The following is a 19,301-nucleotide window of genomic DNA, read 5'->3' as shown; positions in this document are numbered from 1 at the left end:
TTTGTTCGCCTACTACTTCATAGCCTTTGAGACATTTAATTATTTAGCTAAATTATTCAGCGTTGCTTCCTTCAACAACTTCAACGATTTCTTCCATTGAATCTGCTGCTGGAGCTGCTTCAGTTGTGAAAGTTTCTTCAACAACTTCATCTTCACCTTGACGGCCTTCGATGAAAGCGTCAGCCATTTTACCAGCGATTAATTTAACCGCGCGGATAGCATCGTCATTTGATGGGATAACTACATCGATCTCATCTGGATCACAGTTAGTATCTACCATAGCAACGATAGGAATGTTTAATTTATGAGCTTCTTGTACCGCAATACGCTCTTTACGAGGGTCTACGATGAACATTACGTCTGGAATTCTTGGCATATCAGCGATACCGCCTAAGAATTTTTCTAAACGTTCACGTTCTTTGTTTAATACTGAAACTTCTTTTTTAGGTAAAACAGAGAAGATTCCTTCTTCTTCCATTTTGTTGATTTCTTTTAAGCGAGAGATACGTTTTTGGATAGTATCCCAGTTAGTTAAAGTTCCACCTAACCAACGGTGGTTAACGTAGAATTGTCCTGAACGGATAGCTTCTTCTTTAACTGCTTCTTGAGCTTGTTTTTTAGTACCAACGAATAAAGCGATACCGCCGTTTTCAGCAACATCCTTCATGTAGTTGTAAGCGTCGTCTACTAAACGAACTGTTTTTTGTAAGTCGATGATGTAGATCCCGTTTCTTTCAGTGAAGATATATTTCTTCATTTTTGGGTTCCAACGACGAGTTTGGTGACCAAAGTGTACACCTGATTCTAGTAATTGTTTCATTGAAATTACTGCCATTTTTGTTTCCTCCATTTGGTTTTAAATTTTTCCTCTCCACTATTCAACTTCACAGAGAACTTTGTCAGACAAAGCACCACTCTGAAAATCGTAATGGATGTGGTTTTTGATTATTTGCATAACCTCAGATAGTATATAATAAATATCTATTTAATTCAAGTGTTTTGCTATATTTTGTCGTTAAATCTGTAACTAAGCTTCTTTCACACTTCTTAAAATAAAGTATCCTTTGTCTTTTGTTACTACTTCAACATTACCAAAGACGTCTTTCATTTTCTTTTGAGCACTCGGTGCGCCTTGTTTCTTTTGAATGACTACGGTCAAGCTTCCGCCTTCTTTTAATAGTGAATAAGCGCCTTCTAAAATCCCATGAACAACCTGTTTACCTGCCCTAATTGGCGGGTTACTGACAATTCCAGCATAACTTTCTTGATTGGTCACTTCATATATAGAAGATACATGAATATCCACTTGATCAATACCATTAACCACAGCATTTTCTTTTGCCAGCCCTAGTGCACGCTCATTCACATCAACCATCTCAACAAAACGTCCTGTACTATAAGCTAACGATAACCCCATTGGACCATAACCACACCCAACATCTAGTAAGGCCCCTTCTGGTAATTGGCTATCATCAAACGCTTCAATTAACACACGACTTCCAAAATCAATCGTACTCTTAGAAAAAACATGACTATCTGTATTAAAAGTAAACGTCTTTCCTTTTAATTCAAATGTAAATTGTGCTCGTTCATGAGCTGTTTCTGGTGAATTAGTAAAATAATGCTCTGTCATAAAACGTCCCTCTTCTTTTTAATTTCTTGATTAAATAATTGCGCTAGTTTTTCATAGCCATAACTTGAAAAATGCAAGCCATCTTCTTGAAACCAGTCATCTCTTCGATCATCGTCCATCATAATCGTTGCTAAATTGACAAATGGCACTTGATAGTTATTAGCAAGCTTCTGCGCGGCTTCTACAAACGTCATAATAGTCGTTAGCGGACGATCCTGACACCTCATTGTTTGATTAACATACGGAGCTGAAAACATAATGACTTTTCCAGGTGTAATGTGTTTAATGATAGCGGATAAATTGTCTATATATTCAACTAACGAAACGTCTCTATGACGTGCTAAATCATTTGCGCCAAAAAACACCGTCACAATATCTGGTTCATATTTTAACACATGTGCCTCTATTCTATGAAGCCCTTGTTCAGCAGTATCACCTGGAATACCAGCATTTATTACATGATCGTCAAAAAAAACATCTTGCACACGACGGGTCAATTCATCTGTAAACATTTCTTCCGGATTATAGCCTGCTGTCAAGCTATCACCAAATAAAATAATCTTTGCCACTTAGTGCCTTCCTCTCTATATTATCCCCCTTTTTATGATATAATCAGGGTGCTATTTTTATCTATCATAGCACGAGAGGGAGTTTTTTTTATATGAATGAAGTTACACCAAACGCAAAATTTTGTCATGAGTCACGTACGGTTCAAACACATTTAGTGCTGCCTCAAGACACAAACAGCCATAACACCTTATACGGTGGACAATTAATGTATTATATTGACAGCTGTGCAGCGATGGCCGCTATCCGCCATACACGTCAACCAGTTGTCACAGCATCTACTGACCGCTTAAATTTCTTAGCGCCAATCCCAGCTGACTATGCCCTTACATTAGAAGCTTTTGTGACGGGTACTGGTAAACGTTCTTTAGAAGTTTTTGTCAAAGTAACCGGTGAAAATTTAACAACAGGCGAGCGCTATTTAGCCGCTACTTGCTTTATGACGTTTGTCGCAGTTGGAAAAGAAATTGGAGAAGACTACGTTGTACCTAAAGTCATTCCAGAAAGTACGGAAGAAATAAGCATTTCAAAAGATTATTCAGAACGCAAACAAAATCGTCTACGTGATTTAGCACTGGAAAAGACCTTTGCAGCTGATATTTCTTTAACCACTTTCTAATTTTTACCATTTATATCTATGAAAAAAAAATAAATGTGGTATAATTCTTTTTACACCCTATTCTTAGGAGGAAATAACTATCGTGCAAGCGAAGGAATCAAAGAAGTATCATCACTTCTCACGATCTGAATGGGAAAGCTTTTATCGAAATGGTATACCTCTATTAACTGAGGAAGAACTACAAGAAATCAAAAGTTTCAACGATAAAATTTCTTTGCAAGACGTGCAAGACATTTATATGCCATTAACGCATTTGATTAAATTGTACATGAACGAATATGAATCATTGCAACAAAGTAAAGGGTTATTTATGCAGAAGTACCAAGAAACTCCACCGTTTATTATCGGAATTGCTGGAAGTGTGGCCGTTGGAAAAAGTACCACAGCTCGTGTTTTACAAATGATGCTGTCACGTATTTTCAAACGTCACAACGTTCATTTAATTACGACGGACGGCTTTTTACATCCTAATGATTATTTAATTAAGCACGATATGATGGATCAAAAAGGGTTTCCAGAGAGTTATGATATGGAAAGATTAATCGGCTTTTTAGAAGACGTTAAACGTCGTAAATCGCCCTTGCAAATCCCTATTTACTCTCACGAGGTGTACAACATTATTCCAGGTGAATTTCAAGAAATTGATGAACCTGATATTTTGATTGTAGAAGGCATCAATGTCTTACAATTACCCGCCAATCAACAAATTTATATTAGTGATTTTTTCGACTTTTCCATTTTTGTTGACGCAGAACCTGAAACAATTGAGAAATGGTACTTAGATCGCTTCGAAGCACTTCTAGATTCTGCCTTCTTAGAACCTAATAACTATTATTACTCATACGCAACCGGCCCTCGTGAGGAAGCTCTCGAAATGGCACGTGACGTATGGAAACGTGTGAATTTACGTAACCTAGAAGAATATATTTTACCCACTCGGCACCATGCAGAGTTAATATTACGTAAACAAGCCAACCACCAAATCAGTGATGTCTATTTGACTAAATATTAATTATAAGAAAGAGGGAACAACGTGACAACTAACCCAACAATTGAAACTATCATCGTATTAGATTTCGGTAGCCAGTACAACCAATTAATTACTCGTCGTATTCGTGAGTTTGGTGTATTTTCTGAATTACTAAGCCACAAAACAACTGCCGAAGAAATCAAGGCTATGAATCCTAAAGGAATTATTTTTTCTGGCGGACCAAACAGTGTTTATGAAGAAGATTCTTTCAAAGTAGACCCTGAAATTTTCAACCTAGGAATCCCAGTTTTTGGTATTTGCTACGGTATGCAATTAATGACTGACCACTTTGGTGGCGTTGTTGAACCTGCAGACAAAAAAGAATATGGACAAGCCTTTATTGACGTACAAAACACAACATCAGGTCTTTTCCAAAACTTACCAGAACAAGAACAAGTTTGGATGAGTCATGGTGACTTAGTAACTAAAATGCCTGAAGGTTTCACTGTAACTGCAACAAGCGCAGATTGCCCTGTAGCTGCAATGGCTAATGAAGAGAAAAACTTCTATGGCGTACAATTCCATCCAGAAGTTCGTCACTCATTAAATGGTAACGACTTACTAAAAAACTTCGCCTTTGAAATCTGTGGCTGTAAAGGCGATTGGTCAATGGAAAACTTCATTGAAAATGAAATCGCAAAAATTCGTGAAACAGTTGGCGACAAAAAAGTCTTACTTGGTCTTTCAGGCGGAGTAGATTCAAGTGTTGTTGGTGTTCTTTTACAAAAAGCTATCGGCGACCAATTAACATGTATCTTCGTTGACCATGGTTTATTACGTAAAGGTGAAGCTGAGCAAGTAATGGAAAGCTTAGGCGGAAAATTTGGCTTAAACATTATCAAAGTAGATGCTAAAAAACGCTTCTTAGATAAATTAGCTGGAGTTTCTGATCCAGAACAAAAACGTAAAATTATCGGTAACGAATTTATTTATGTATTCGATGATGAAGCAACTAAATTAGACGGTATTGAATTCTTAGCACAAGGTACGTTATACACTGACGTTATCGAAAGTGGTACTGACACAGCTGAAGTTATCAAATCTCACCATAATGTTGGTGGTTTACCTGACGATATGCAATTCAAATTAATTGAACCATTAAACACATTATTCAAAGATGAAGTTCGTGCTCTAGGAACTGAATTAGGTATGCCTGATTCAATCGTATGGCGCCAACCATTCCCAGGACCAGGATTAGGTATCCGTGTGCTTGGTGAAATCTCTGAAGAAAAATTAGAAATCGTTCGCGAATCTGATGCTATCTTACGTGAAGAAATCGCAAACGCTGGCTTAGACCGCGATATTTGGCAATATTTCACTGTCTTACCAGGCATTCGTTCAGTTGGTGTGATGGGTGACGGACGTACTTACGATTACACAATCGGTATCCGCGCTATCACATCTATCGACGGTATGACAGCTGACTTTGCACGAATCGATTGGGATTTATTACAAAAAATCTCAGTTCGTTTAGTAAACGAAGTCGCTCACGTTAACCGCGTCGTGTATGACATTACCTCTAAACCACCTGCGACAGTTGAGTGGGAATAAAATAACAACCTATTAAAAAGCGCTAATATCCCCTTAAGAGAGGATACTAGCGCTTTTTTTACTACTCAAATTTTCGTCTGAAAACAAAAGCAGAAACTCCTAATGAAAAAATACCAATCAAAATGTAATAACCTTCTCTTTTATTACCAGCTTTCGGTAAAATATGAGTTTCGTTATTATTTACCACTCTATAGTTTTTAGGTGGATTTATGTAAGTAAAATTAGTTTGTATAGGTAATTTTTTTTCATCATTTTTCATTGTATTAATAATAAAACTAGCACTTCCACTGCGCACTACTTTTGATTGATAGCCAGCAGGAACGTCTACTTCTTTAACCGTATATGTAATGTCTTGTTTATCGCGTTTTTGATGTAAGTTATCCCACGTGTGTTGCCAATTGTTTGCTTCACTTAATTGGATCACATCGCCTTCGGCTCGTCCATCCGCATACAGCTGGACGTCGATACTTGTCGGACGAATGCCATCTTGGTTATCGTTGTCTTCCCATACTTTCGTGACACTGTAGCTTCTTTTACCTGGGGTATACGTGTTCGTGAGGTCATATCCCTCAACTGTTGACGTGTAATCAGGTACTGGCGACTCGCTCACACGATAACTGATGGCTTTGCCGTCTTTATATTTTGGTAGCTCGTTGAAGCTATACTGCCAGTTGTCTTCGGCTTTCACCTCTTTTTCTATGACCACTTCATCGTTTGCCCATAAATTCACCGTTATCGTTTCCGGACGTTTACCATCTCGATCATTCTCGTCTTCCCATCTTTTACTCCCTGATAGGTTGATTGTTTCAGGCGTGTGCTTATTGGTGATTAGTACCTGTCCCGCTTGAACTTCTGTCATCGTTGCTTCGTAACCTTTGGCTACGTCTACTTCTTTAACCGTATATGTAATGTCTTGTTTATCGCGTTTTTGATGTAAGTTATCCCACGTGTGTTGCCAATTGTTTGCTTCACTTAATTGGATCACATCGCCTTCGGCTCGTCCATCCGCATACAGCTGGACGTCGATACTTGTCGGACGAATGCCATCTTGGTTATCGTTGTCTTCCCATACTTTCGTGACACTGTAGCTTCTTTTACCTGGGGTATACGTGTTCGTGAGGTCATATCCCTCAACTGTTGACGTGTAATCAGGTACTGGCGACTCGCTCACACGATAACTGATGGCTTTGCCGTCTTTATATTTTGGTAGCTCATTGAAGCTATACTGCCAGTTGTCTTCGGCTTTCACCTCTTTTTCTACGACCATTTCATCGTTTGCCCATAAATTCACCGTTATCGTTTCCGGACGTTTACCATCTCGATCATTCTCGTCTTCCCATCTTTTACTCCCCGATAGGTTGATTGTTTCAGGCGTGTGCTTATTGGTGATTAGTACCTGTCCCGCTTGAACTTCTGTCATCGTTGCTTCGTAACCTTTGGCTACGTCTACTTCTTTAACCGTATATGCAATGTCTTGTTTATCGCGTTTTTGATGTAAGTTATCCCACGTGTGTTGCCAATTGTTTGCTTCACTTAATTGGATCACATCGCCTTCGGCTCGTCCATCCGCATACAGCTGGACGTCGATACTTGTCGGACGAATGCCATCTTGGTTATCGTTGTCTTCCCATACTTTCGTGACACTGTAGCTTCTTTTACCTGGGGTATACGTGTTCGTGAGGTCATATCCCTCAACTGTTGACGTGTAATCAGGTACTGGCGACTCGCTCACACGATAACTGATGGCTTTGCCATCTTTATATTTTGGTAGCTCGTTGAAGCTATACTGCCAGTTGTCTTCGGCTTTCACCTCTTTTTCTACGACCATTTCATCGTTTGCCCATAAATTCACCGTTATCGTTTCCGGACGTTTACCATCTCGATCATTCTCGTCTTCCCATCTTTTACTCCCCGATAGGTTGATTGTTTCAGGCGTGTGCTTATTGGTGATTAGTACCTGTCCCGCTTGAACTTCTGTCATCGTTGCTTCGTAACCTTTGGCTACGTCTACTTCTTTAACCGTATATGCAATGTCTTGTTTATCGCGTTTTTGATGTAAGTTATCCCACGTGTGTTGCCAATTGTTTGCTTCACTTAATTGGATCACATCGCCTTCGGCTCGTCCATCCGCATACAACTGGACGTCGATACTTGTCGGACGAATGCCATCTTGGTTATCGTTGTCTTCCCATACTTTCGTGACACTGTAGCTTCTTTTACCTGGGGTATACGTGTTCGTGAGGTCATATCCCTCAACTGTTGACGTGTAATCAGGTACTGGCGACTCGCTCACACGATAACTGATGGCTTTGCCGTCTTTATATTTTGGTAACTCATTGAAGCTATACTGCCAGTTGTCTTCGGCTTTCACCTCTTTTTCTACGACCACTTCATCGTTTGCCCATAAATTCACCGTTATCGTTTCCGGACGTTTACCATCTCGATCATTCTCATCTTCCCATCTTTTACTCCCCGATAGGTTGATTGTTTCAGGCGTGTGCTTATTGGTGATTAGTACCTGTCCCGCTTGAACTTCTGTCATCGTTGCTTCGTAACCTTTGGCTACGTCTACTTCTTTAACCGTATATGCAATGTCTTGTTTATCGCGTTTTTGATGTAAGTTATCCCACGTGTGTTGCCAATTGTTTGCTTCACTTAATTGGATCACATCGCCTTCGGCTCGTCCATCCGCATACAGCTGGACGTCGATACTTGTCGGACGAATGCCATCTTGGTTATCGTTGTCTTCCCATACTTTCGTGACACTGTAGCTTCTTTTACCTGGGGTATACGTGTTCGTGAGGTCATATCCCTCAACTGTTGACGTGTAATCAGGTACTGGCGACTCGCTCACACGATAACTGATGGCTTTGCCGTCTTTATATTTTGGTAGCTCATTGAAGCTATACTGCCAGTTGTCTTCGGCTTTCACCTCTTTTTCTACGACCATTTCATCGTTTGCCCATAAATTCACCGTTATCGTTTCCGGACGTTTACCATCTCGATCATTCTCGTCTTCCCATCTTTTACTCCCCGATAGGTTGATTGTTTCAGGCGTGTGCTTATTGGTGATTAGTACCTGTCCCGCTTGAACTTCTGTCATCGTTGCTTCGTAACCTTTGGCTACGTCTACTTCTTTAACCGTATATGCAATGTCTTGTTTATCGCGTTTTTGATGTAAGTTATCCCACGTGTGTTGCCAATTGTTTGCTTCACTTAATTGGATCACATCGCCTTCGGCTCGTCCATCCGCATACAACTGGACGTCGATACTTGTCGGACGAATGCCATCTTGGTTATCGTTGTCTTCCCATACTTTCGTGACACTGTAGCTTCTTTTACCTGGGGTATACGTGTTCGTGAGGTCATATCCCTCAACTGTTGACGTGTAATCAGGTACTGGCGACTCGCTCACACGATAACTGATGGCTTTGCCGTCTTTATATTTTGGTAACTCATTGAAGCTATACTGCCAGTTGTCTTCGGCTTTCACCTCTTTTTCTACGACCACTTCATCGTTTGCCCATAAATTCACCGTTATCGTTTCCGGACGTTTACCATCTCGATCATTCTCATCTTCCCATCTTTTACTCCCCGATAGGTTGATTGTTTCAGGCGTGTGCTTATTGGTGATTAGTACCTGTCCCGCTTGAACTTCTGTCATCGTTGCTTCGTAACCTTTGGCTACGTCTACTTCTTTAACCGTATATGCAATGTCTTGTTTATCGCGTTTTTGATGTAAGTTATCCCACGTGTGTTGCCAATTGTTTGCTTCACTTAATTGGATCACATCGCCTTCGGCTCGTCCATCCGCATACAACTGGACGTCGATACTTGTCGGACGAATGCCATCTTGGTTATCGTTGTCTTCCCATACTTTCGTGACACTGTAGCTTCTTTTACCTGGGGTATACGTGTTCGTGAGGTCATATCCCTCAACTGTTGACGTGTAATCAGGTACTGGCGACTCGCTCACACGATAACTGATGGCTTTGCCGTCTTTATATTTTGGTAGCTCGTTGAAGCTATACTGCCAATTGTCTTCGGCTTTCACCTCTTTTTCTATGACCACTTCATCGTTTGCCCATAAATTCACCGTTATCGTTTCCGGACGTTTACCATCTCGATCATTTTCGTCTTCCCATCTTTTACTCCCTGATAGGTTGATTGTTTCAGGCGTGTGCTTATTGACAATATCATACGCTTCTACATAAGATTCATATCCAGGAACATCCAATTCGGAAACTGTATAATTTATTTCTCTGTGCCCATCAAACTGTGGCAAGTCAGAAAACAAATATTGCCAATGGCTAGCTGCAGTTATTGTCTGCTGACGAACTTCCTCACCATCAGCAAATAAAATAATCGTTATTTCATCAGGACGCAAACCGTCTTGATTATTATTATCTTCCCAGATTTTTTGTCCGCTAACATTAGTTAATGATATTAAGTCATTCGTTGCACGCACAATTATACCTTCTCTATTAGAAGAATTTATAATAAATTCTTCTATATCATATTCAATAGAATTAATATCATAACCATCCGGTGCCACTACTTCTTTAAATCTATAAACCCCTTCAGGCAGATTTTTAAACTCTAAACTTCCCATATCATCTGTTTTCTTAATCTCTTCTCCAGTCAACGGTTGATAATTTTCCCAACTACCAAGAGTGTTTTTCTTTTGTAACCTGAATTGAGCACCCGATAATAATTTTGAAGTATCTTTATCTTTTTTGATTAATTTAGCTGAATCACTTGCTAATGCTGACGAGCTATCAGGTGTAATAGTATTACTAGCAGCACGTGCCTCTAGTAATACTGGTCCTTTTAAATCATTTCCTGTAATTGTAGCAGTGTTTTGTTTTGGTGCTTTTATTTGATCGTAATTAGGGTAGGAAGTTCGTAATTGAATCGCAAAACGCCCGATTTGTCCATTAATTACATTTCCTGAGCCTAATGATGTATTATATATTTTTTCTTGAATTTCATTAATTTTAATAGTAGAAATAGAATGTAAATGTGTACCAATCTCGTTACCATTTGTAAAATCTGTATATCTTAGACCATTGTTCCCTACATCTCCAAATTTAGCTACAATTTTTGTCACACCATTTGTTTCTCGATAAAAACCGTATTGCAGCTCAGTTAAACGATTTTTAAATTCACTGTATGATTCACCTGGCAATTGATCAATCTTTTGGAATCCCGATGTTACAGGCAAGTAGTAAAGTCCATTATTGCCGAATTCCCCTATCTGATCATTTTCATCTTGCATAGTTACTGTAATAGGTGCGCTAATTTGAAACGAAAATATTTCTGCATCACCTTCTAATGTATCTTCAACTACTACATTATTTAATTCACTGTACTCTTTACCTAAACTTCTTCCTAATGTTGATACACCAACCGTATTAACCGAAATAATCCAGCTCACTTGGTTCGTTCCTTCAGATCCTGATTTAGAAATTTGAACATTTGGTAAAGGAACTATAGTAGGCTTAATAAATAAAATTTCTTTTGTTTTATTTCCTACAGTCACATTTGCTGTTTGTGTAATTAGTGAACTAACGCCTCCTATTTTATCACTAGTAATTTTACCATCTGTAATAGAAGTCTTACCTTCTACTTCTTCATTGAAAACGATGGAAATACTTCTTCCAACTAATGTCCATTTTCCAATAATCGTTCTATCATGATCATATAAATTTTGCTCAAATCCAGAACTAGTAATATTAATTTGAGAATTTGAACGATCAGTTGTTAAAACGGGGATAACAACCGTATCTCCCGCACTAAGTGACTGTCCTTCTGGTAATTTAACTTCCCAATCAATAGACAATCCAACTGTTGTACTATGACTAATTCCGTTAGTATTTGAAGCAATAGTATCATCCGATTTTATAATTTGAAAATCACCGACTTTAAAATAACTGCTAATATCAGATTTTGTTGTTAGTTTAAGGTTTTTTGATTTACGTGCAATTTTTGATGATGTTTGTGATTCTTCTAAATAATTCTCATTTGACTGATTATCTAACGAGTTAATAACACTTTCAGATGAATAACTAATTTGATTTGTAGAAGGTGTATTTTTTTCGGGTGACGAAACACTTGACTTTGGTATCGAACTTTTTGTTTTTTCTAGTGACGATTCAGTTATCTTAGTTACTTGTTCAGAATTAGTTGTTGAATCTTCTACTTGTTCTTCATTAGGCACTACATTTACAGAGCTCATATCGTCTGTATTCTCAATATCTTTTTTTTCTTTAAAAACTAACGGATAACTAGATTCCATTATCTCCTCAGCAATAACAACCGAACTGCTGATAAATTGTCCTAATACAAGCAGAGCAACTAATAACAGCGCTAACATTTTTTTAAACCCCATATTACACACACCTTTCTATTTTGTATTCAATACTAGTTATTTTATAATAAAAATTATACCAAATAAGCGTTTTGTGCATTACTTTTACGCTCATTATATTAATTACTTAATATTTCAAAAAAACTATTCTATCTAATATATATGCAGCTAAACTTTTTAGTAACTTAAACAATCTAATAGTCATTTTATACCTCATGACATTTCCAAAAAAAAAATATAACAAAAGCGTATCCTATTAAATCTAATAAGATACGCTTTTGTTATATTTTGATTGTCTTCATCATTCCAAATGTTTAAACTTTTCTTTTGCGCTTTTTTACTAATATACGGGGCAACTTTTTGATTTGAATTATACCCTATCGCTCTTGACGACCACTATTGAATAATTAGGTTATTATTGGTTATTTTAGAAGTCGCTTTAGTAGTTTGCGTAACTAATCGTTGAGCCGCCTAAAAATATTACTCCTGGTACAATATACGTTGATTTTTTTACATAAGTAAACCTTCATAATTCGAACTATAGGAGGAATTTAAAATATTTTAAAATCACAATTATTTTTTCTTGTTCTTATAAAACATATATATAATTGTCAATAAAATTATTAAAATAATAGGCATTATTGAAATACTAGTATACGCATCCAATTCACCTCTAGAATAAGTATAACCATCTTGATTTGGTCTTTTACAAGCAACTAAAAAAATAGTTGTAAGAAATAAAATAAAAGAGTATTTTTTTATATATTTTTTCATTTTTTCCTCCAAAGTAACAATTATTTTACTTTTACATTTATTGCCGCAGATAATCATCCAGTTCCCGACATATTATTCCCCCAAGCTTATCCTTCTGCTGAACAAGTATAGCTTCCTTTAGGATGAACTCCCATCCGTTGTTATACTTGCAGCACTATTCGCCGTCAACACACCTATAGTTATAGGAATACCAAGTAACATTTTCTTCATAAAACCACTCCTTAAATTTGATACCTTCACTATCCCTTATTTCTCTATTTTCCGCTAGCAATCATTGCTTGCACAGGGGGCAATCAAAGTGAGCATCACTATTAAATAAAGGTTTATAAGTAGTATAAATTGCAAAAATTAAGTATGTGATAATCAAAAAGAATAACGAACTATAAGAAGAAAGTAATTAATATAAAAAAAAATTCATTTAGTGTAACCTGAAATTCATATCTTATTATTTTTTAGCATAACAGTCGTATTATTGTTACTTAACGGGGCTAAGTTAAGTCTAGAGGCGGATGCATAAGTATCTTCCTTGCTATATATTACATATAGCAAGGAAAAATCTAATTTAGGAGATTCACCAATGAAAAATCTAATCAAAGTTATAAGTATGTCTCTACTTGGAATAGCTCCTTTATTTCTAGCAAATATCATTTCAAATATTTACTATAATTTAATGGGAAATGGAATTATTCCAAATGTATTATGTAGCATAACCTATGTAATTGTAACCTATCTTTTATTGAAATTGATCATAACAAAATTTTTAAAGCAGCCTTTGAACTCTTTTCTTATGACAAAATTCAAATTAAAAAAAGAATGGGTCTTAATGGGTATATTACTACCTGTTTCAATCATATTCATAATGAGCATCACTTTAAAAGGTGAGTTATATTTCAATAAGAACGTCGATTATATAAATATAATTATAGGCATTTTTATGGGGATGGCTGCTGGAATTGTCGAAGAATTAATATTCAGAGGATTTATAATGAATTATATTAAAAGTAAGTATGGAGTTTTTATTGGAATATTATTGTCTTCGATTTTATTTGGTGCTTTACATATACAAGGAGCATATAACTATACTAGCATGATCTTATTACTTGTTGGTGGAACATTAGTAGGAACTATGTTTTCTGTCATGGCCAACTATCATCATACAATATGGGCTAGCATTACATTACATACTATTTGGAATGCTATTATGTTTGAAAATATATTTTCGATTGGAACGACAATAAACGATAGAAGTATCGCAGGTTATTTAGTTAAAACTAATAACACATTGTTAACAGGTGGAGATTATGGGAAAGATGTTTCTATTTTTGCAATTATAGGTTACTCAGTTGTTATATTATTCATAATCTGCCAATTTAAAAAAAGAAATTCAATAAATAACGTGAATTAAATAGTTGACACGCAAAATTAGATTTTTTTGTCTAACTTTTGAAGGGCAGTATCCTTTTCAGCCACTCTTTTCTATTGATTATCTTCTAACCAACTTAAAGCTACACCCACATATGCTGCCGCTCCGTATGGCATACATTCCTCATCTAAGACTAGTTTTGGATGATGAACGCCGTAAACGCCGCCTTTTCTCAAGTCACTTGCTGCAATCATCATAACGGAAGATGGAATTTCATGTGAAATATAAGCAAAATCTTCTGAACCCATAGCTGGGACATCCATTGGCATTGGTGGCATATACATCTTACCTAAGTACTGTGGTAGAGCTTTTTTAATATGATCCGCTACTTCTTTACTATTATCAAAATATGGCGCACCAGCTGGAAATTCAACTGTTGCTTCACAACGGAATGCTTTTGCAATATGCTCACTAATCTCTACCATTCGATGTTTAATTAGTTGACGATGTTCTTCATTATATGAACGAATCGTACCACCCATCGATACATTATCAGGAATAACATTAGACGTTTCACAACCATGAATACCTGTTACGGTTATTGCTGTAATAGCATTTGGTGGTAACTCACGAGATTGTAACGTATGTAAAGCATTTTGAATAGCATTCATCGGCACAACAGGATCGATTGCAGTATATGGCATTGAACCATGTCCACCTTTTCCTTTAATGCTGATATCAAACCAGTCAACCGAAGCCATCATCGGACCCGCTTCTGCTGAAATAACGGTGCCAATATCTAATGGTAATCCTGGCATCACGTGAATCATTAGACCTGCATCGGGTCTTGGATTTTCTAAGATACCATTCTTAATCATATCAGCGGCACCTTTCATCACTTCCTCGCCTGGTTGGAACATAAACTTAATTATTCCAGGAATTTGCTCTTCATATTTTTTTAAAATTTTTGCAGCACCAAGTAACATGGTCGTATGCATATCATGGCCACAAGCGTGCATTCGGCCTTCTATTTTAGATTTATACGCCAACTCATTATCTTCAATAATTGGTAAAGCATCCATATCGGCACGAAGTAAGAAAACTTTTCCATCTCCTTTACCTACTGTAGCTGTCAAGCCGTACTCACCGACACGTTTTACATCTGTATAACCCATTTCTTTAAGTTTATTTTCTACAAATAAAGAGGTATTAGGTAAATCCATTCCTAATTCAGGATTTTCATGAATATGACGACGATTACTTACCATTTCCTCTTTTAATGTAATCGCTTCTTTTAATATTTCTTGATCTAATAATGCCATGTTTTTTCCTCCAACTTTTTTATTATTATATGCGTTTTGCTTTGATTAACATTGTAAATATACCTGAACAAATTAAAGTTGCCATGATGAATAAAAATGCTGAACTATAGCCACCCGTAGCTTCTACCATAGCCCCCATAACGGTTGGTGCCACGAATCCACCAGAAACACCAATAGCATTAATCGTTGCATATTTTGATGATACTTCATAATTAGAAAATAGTTTGACTGGTAAACTCATCAAAGTTGAAAATGCAACAGTTGAACAAATTGTACATAAAGTGATAAGCACCACACTTATTACGACAGAATGAGATTTTGATACCATAAATACAAATAATGCACCTAGTAACGCTGCAATTAAAATAACACGCTTTTCTTTCCCTCTAAAATAACTATTAACAATAATACCACCTAGCATTCCTGCAGCAAGCGTTCCAACTCCCATCAAAACAGAAATCACAGATACCATTGACATTGATAAACTGAATTCTTCACTTAAGTATGAAGGCAGCCAACTATTTAAACCATATAGTCCAGCATTAATAAAGAATGCCGCACAAATCATAATCCAAACGGTTGAATCTTTTAGTACTTGCCCAAAAGATAAGCTCTTTTGATTTCCTTCTTGCACAATTGGCTGACCAACATCTTTAGGAATAGCAAACATCATGTAAATACCGACTAAGACGACCATACAACCTAAGATTAAATACGTGGTATTCCAATCAAAGACACCAAATAAAATAGCAATTAACGGTGGTCCAATAATAGCTGCAAATCCTGATGAAGCGATCATTGTAGATTGTACAGAACCCTTTTTCTCATCAGATACTTCTTGCGAAATAAACGAACTAACAGCCGATGGATAACCTGCATGAGCAAATGACCCAGTAAAAAAACGAATAAGGATTAAATATAATACCGATGTTCCAAAACCAAATAATATCATAAAAATCCCAACACCAATAATTGATGTAATTAATACTTTTCTTGAGCCTATCTTATTACTTAAATAACTATACGGTATTTGAAAAATAGTATAGCCCAGGAAAAAAATACTTAAGATTAACCCTTTTTGACTAGCGGTCATGTTTAATGATTCACCGATACTAACCATTGATAACGAAATAGCTGTTTTATCAAGGTATATACAGGAATAACCAATAAATATGGCTAGAAGCATATAAAAATTTTTCTTGTTTTCCTTTGTTTTTTCTAATTCATTTTCCATAAAACACCTCTATTTTTAATTTAATATTCATTTATTGACATTATACCTAGGTTTTTTATAAAAGGAAAGCGTTTTTATTAAAATTTATTAATAACTAAACCTAAACCTAACGATAGCTATGTTTAGGTTAGTTTAAGAATTTAACAACTATTTTTTACTAATATTTACTCCAATGTGAATCCTTGCTCTTTCAGGAAAATGGCCACTTCTTTCCTTCTTACTTCTCCAAAGAATTCAGCATTTTTAAATGACCATGATGTCTCTTGAGCGTTACTTGTACGGCTACCGTAGTACTGACGTGTGATGTCTTCATAATCTGTTAAATCCGTTAATTTTTCACGGTCATACGTATTTTCTGACATTTGATTTTCAATTGGCAGACGTGGTTTTACTTGATTTTTAGTTTTGGGAATTCCAACACTTAATCCGAATAGTGGCACGGTAAATGGTGGTAAATCTAAAAGATTAGCGACTTGTTTGATATCGTTACGAAGACCACCAATATAACAGATACCTAAGTCCATCGATTCAGCAGCAACTGTCATATCTTCAGCCGCAATTGTTGTATCAACAACTGCAACCAACAAACTCTCCATGTTTTTAATAGCATCTAGCGGTTGTTGGTAGGTTTCTAAAATTTTAGCCTGACGATATAAATCAGCTACAAACATATAAAATGTACCAGTATTTTTGACATACTCGGCACTATTGGTAATATTAGCCAAGGCTTCCCGTTGTCTTGAATCTGTTATTTCAATAATCGAAAATGCTTGAACAAAATTAGAAGAAGAACCACTTTGAGAGGCTTCTAATAAAGCTTGTTTCTCTTCACTTGAGAGTGGGGTTGTTTCGAATTCTCTAACTGAGACATGTTCTTTCATTTTTTTTATGACTTTGTTCATCTCCACACTTCCTTATACGTTTTCTCACTAATATTATACCTTTTTAAACAATATCTTCATATTCAAATACCTGATTAGTCACAGACCTGCTCTTTTCAATCTTTATAGTGGTTATTTTATTAATTAATGATAGACTCAAAGTAAATAAGTCCAATTATTGTTCACATTAATACACTAATGTAATTATTTATAAGGAGGAATAGTATGAAAAAATTTGGTTTTACTAAAAACGTCGAAAAGCTAGTTGATCCGATAAACGTCGGCTCTATTCATTTTTTACAACAATTTTTGACGATGTTGCCCACCACGTATCAAAATAAAATCATTGAAAAAAACGCGGATAAAACACCTCATATGGGCTTTGTAGTCGAGCCCTATAGTTCATTTTTATGCTATGTTGTAGAAGATGTGGAAAAAGCGAATAGCTTACTACCTGATAACTTTGAAATGGTAAAAAGTAATGTTATCACAGACGAAGAGCCTGAATATTATGCCCTTTTTGGCTCTTTTAACGTACATACTAGTGCCTTTTGGGGACAACGGATGGAATTTTACTTAGTCGCTCGTGATAAAACAACTGGTCTATTGACTTGGATCATTGTTGACTATGATACCAATACTATTAGCTACGACAAAAAAGGTGGTTTAATAAGTCCTACAACAGAACGCTCGATTATCACAACCGATTTTGACGGAAATGTCATCGTCGATATTAAACGAGCAAACGCTCACAATGAACTCGTCTACGACTGTAACATCACAAAAGGTGTCATGACGAAAATGGCCGACGAACTTTGGCTTTATGGTAATTTATCTATCGGCTACGGCAAAGAATTATCTCATAATAGTCCCGATGTTTTTTCATTGAAGTTCGATCCTAAAGAAGTGGAGCAAGCTCTTAAAATACCAAAAAATAACTATACAATAGATGTGAATAATTGGTATTCAGATATGTTGAATACTGAACCTAAACATGTTTTAGTCTTCCCTTATGCTCAACATATGTTATCAGACTCACCAGGAACCTCCAGCTTATTAAAAGATGTTGAGACGATGCTAGCGGCCAAAGATGCGATTAATTTCGAGAAAATGAATGTCTATAATCCTAAAGAGACGACTAACCTAATGAAAAAAAGTAGTCTTGCATTATTCTTCATTATCATCGGACTTATTATTGCACTTATTCTTAAATAAAAAATAACTACCCCTCAGCCTTACGCTCATAAAAGAGCGGCTCACTGAGGGGTAGTTATTATAGTTTAATTTTGGTGTTTGAAGAGACAATGAGCTCTTTAGCGTAAGTATTCTTATCATTGAGTATGTTTAACATCACTTGTGCTACATCTGATCGATTAGTTGAAGAATTAACTGGCATTTGGTAACCGCTATTAGCTAGCACAACAAAAGGAGTCGTCGTTTTGTCTTTATCTGTCAGTATCCCCGGATGGATGGTTGTCCAATCAAGTTCTGTTCTCCATAATCTTGATTCACCTAGTAAATGATCTTTAAATGCACCTCTTAAAAATGTTTTGGCCGCTAATTTATAGTGTATAGGCGCATTACGATAGGTGTTACCTACCCCTAATGCCGACATAATAATCAGGCGTTTAACTCCTTTGTCTTCCATAAGACTTATTAACATGGGGATAACCCATTCAAATAATGAAACATTTTTATCTGCTTGAGGATTACCTAATGTCACCAGAATTGCTTCAGCTAAGGAAATAGCTGATGCTAATTTTTTCTGATCTGTAAGTGGGGCTTGAATAATTTTGAGATGTTTATGGTGTCTTAAAGAATCGGCATTTCTAACATACACTATCACATCATGTCCTGCTTCCAATGCTTGTTTTACAAGTTCTTGCCCCGTACGTCCAGAAGCTCCTAAAATTAAAAGTTTCATGTGCAATATCCTTTCATTGACTTCATGACAATC

General features: G+C 36.4%; 14 protein-coding genes. 5 read left to right on the top strand and 9 right to left on the bottom strand.

Translation table 11 applies throughout. From position 1 onward, the window contains the following. Positions 1-52: 52 nt before the first annotated feature. From rpsB to E4Z98_RS02090, 3 genes are all read right to left on the bottom strand, one after another. The gene (rpsB, locus tag E4Z98_RS02100) at positions 53-835 is read right to left on the bottom strand and encodes a 30S ribosomal protein S2 (protein ID WP_135253876.1); all 783 of its coding nucleotides are present in this window, start codon (positions 833-835) and stop codon (positions 53-55) included. A gap of 192 nt (positions 836-1,027) precedes the next feature. Then, complete coding sequence (locus tag E4Z98_RS02095; protein ID WP_135253874.1) at positions 1,028-1,633, bottom strand: class I SAM-dependent methyltransferase; 606 nt, start codon at positions 1,631-1,633, stop codon at positions 1,028-1,030. Continuing rightward, a complete protein-coding gene (locus tag E4Z98_RS02090) occupies positions 1,630-2,202 on the bottom strand; it encodes an SGNH/GDSL hydrolase family protein (protein ID WP_135253873.1) in 573 nt (190 codons plus the stop codon). The genes E4Z98_RS02095 and E4Z98_RS02090 overlap by 4 nt, the downstream gene beginning before the upstream one ends. 92 nt (positions 2,203-2,294) lie before the next feature. Between E4Z98_RS02090 and E4Z98_RS02085 the strand changes: the two genes are divergently transcribed. The 3 genes from E4Z98_RS02085 to guaA all read left to right on the top strand — a co-directional run bounded on the left by E4Z98_RS02085 (position 2,295) and on the right by guaA (position 5,400). After that, the gene (locus tag E4Z98_RS02085; protein ID WP_135253871.1) at positions 2,295-2,819 is read left to right on the top strand and encodes an acyl-CoA thioesterase; all 525 of its coding nucleotides are present in this window, start codon (positions 2,295-2,297) and stop codon (positions 2,817-2,819) included. 82 nt (positions 2,820-2,901) lie between these two features. Further along, positions 2,902-3,831 carry a type I pantothenate kinase gene (gene coaA, locus E4Z98_RS02080; RefSeq protein WP_135253869.1) on the top strand — a complete coding sequence of 310 codons (930 nt, stop codon included), beginning with the start codon at positions 2,902-2,904 and terminating at the stop codon, positions 3,829-3,831. A 21-nt stretch (positions 3,832-3,852) separates the two neighbouring features. Continuing rightward, positions 3,853-5,400, top strand: a complete 1,548-nt coding sequence (guaA, locus tag E4Z98_RS02075; protein ID WP_135253867.1) for a glutamine-hydrolyzing GMP synthase — start codon at positions 3,853-3,855, stop codon at positions 5,398-5,400. Between the two features lie 61 nt (positions 5,401-5,461). Here guaA and E4Z98_RS02070 read toward each other — a convergent pair whose 3' ends face one another. Both E4Z98_RS02070 and E4Z98_RS10110 read right to left on the bottom strand, forming a co-directional pair. Further along, positions 5,462-11,791 (bottom strand): Cna B-type domain-containing protein, encoded by a 6,330-nt coding sequence (locus E4Z98_RS02070; protein ID WP_135961164.1) that lies wholly within the window; start codon positions 11,789-11,791, stop codon positions 5,462-5,464. A 552-nt stretch (positions 11,792-12,343) separates the two neighbouring features. Continuing rightward, positions 12,344-12,544 (bottom strand): hypothetical protein, encoded by a 201-nt coding sequence (locus tag E4Z98_RS10110; protein WP_135961163.1) that lies wholly within the window; start codon positions 12,542-12,544, stop codon positions 12,344-12,346. 577 nt (positions 12,545-13,121) lie between these two features. On the opposite strand from E4Z98_RS10110, the gene E4Z98_RS02060 reads away from it, so the two are divergent. Continuing rightward, positions 13,122-13,949 (top strand): CPBP family intramembrane glutamic endopeptidase, encoded by an 828-nt coding sequence (locus E4Z98_RS02060; protein ID WP_135255026.1) that lies wholly within the window; start codon positions 13,122-13,124, stop codon positions 13,947-13,949. 71 nt (positions 13,950-14,020) lie between these two features. On the opposite strand, the gene E4Z98_RS02055 is transcribed toward E4Z98_RS02060, so the two are convergent. From E4Z98_RS02055 to E4Z98_RS02045, 3 genes are all read right to left on the bottom strand, one after another. Continuing rightward, positions 14,021-15,229 carry a M20 metallopeptidase family protein gene (locus E4Z98_RS02055; protein ID WP_135255027.1) on the bottom strand — a complete coding sequence of 403 codons (1,209 nt, stop codon included), beginning with the start codon at positions 15,227-15,229 and terminating at the stop codon, positions 14,021-14,023. Positions 15,230-15,254: 25 nt separating this feature from the next. Beyond that, positions 15,255-16,463 (bottom strand): MFS transporter, encoded by a 1,209-nt coding sequence (locus E4Z98_RS02050; RefSeq protein WP_135255028.1) that lies wholly within the window; start codon positions 16,461-16,463, stop codon positions 15,255-15,257. Positions 16,464-16,627: 164 nt separating this feature from the next. Then, the gene (locus E4Z98_RS02045) at positions 16,628-17,365 is read right to left on the bottom strand and encodes an NADPH-dependent oxidoreductase (protein WP_135255029.1); all 738 of its coding nucleotides are present in this window, start codon (positions 17,363-17,365) and stop codon (positions 16,628-16,630) included. A gap of 204 nt (positions 17,366-17,569) precedes the next feature. Between E4Z98_RS02045 and E4Z98_RS02040 the strand changes: the two genes are divergently transcribed. Then, positions 17,570-18,559 (top strand): hypothetical protein, encoded by a 990-nt coding sequence (locus E4Z98_RS02040; protein ID WP_135255030.1) that lies wholly within the window; start codon positions 17,570-17,572, stop codon positions 18,557-18,559. Positions 18,560-18,617: 58 nt separating this feature from the next. Here the strand turns inward: E4Z98_RS02040 and E4Z98_RS02035 are convergent, their stop codons facing one another. Next, complete coding sequence (locus E4Z98_RS02035; protein ID WP_135255031.1) at positions 18,618-19,268, bottom strand: NAD(P)-dependent oxidoreductase; 651 nt, start codon at positions 19,266-19,268, stop codon at positions 18,618-18,620. Positions 19,269-19,301 lie beyond the last annotated feature (33 nt).

The sequence above is a fragment of the Vagococcus xieshaowenii genome (assembly GCF_004792515.1).
GTDB classification, from domain to species: Bacteria; Bacillota; Bacilli; order Lactobacillales; family Vagococcaceae; genus Vagococcus_A; species Vagococcus_A xieshaowenii.
This window is presented reverse-complemented; position numbering and strand designations above follow the sequence as displayed.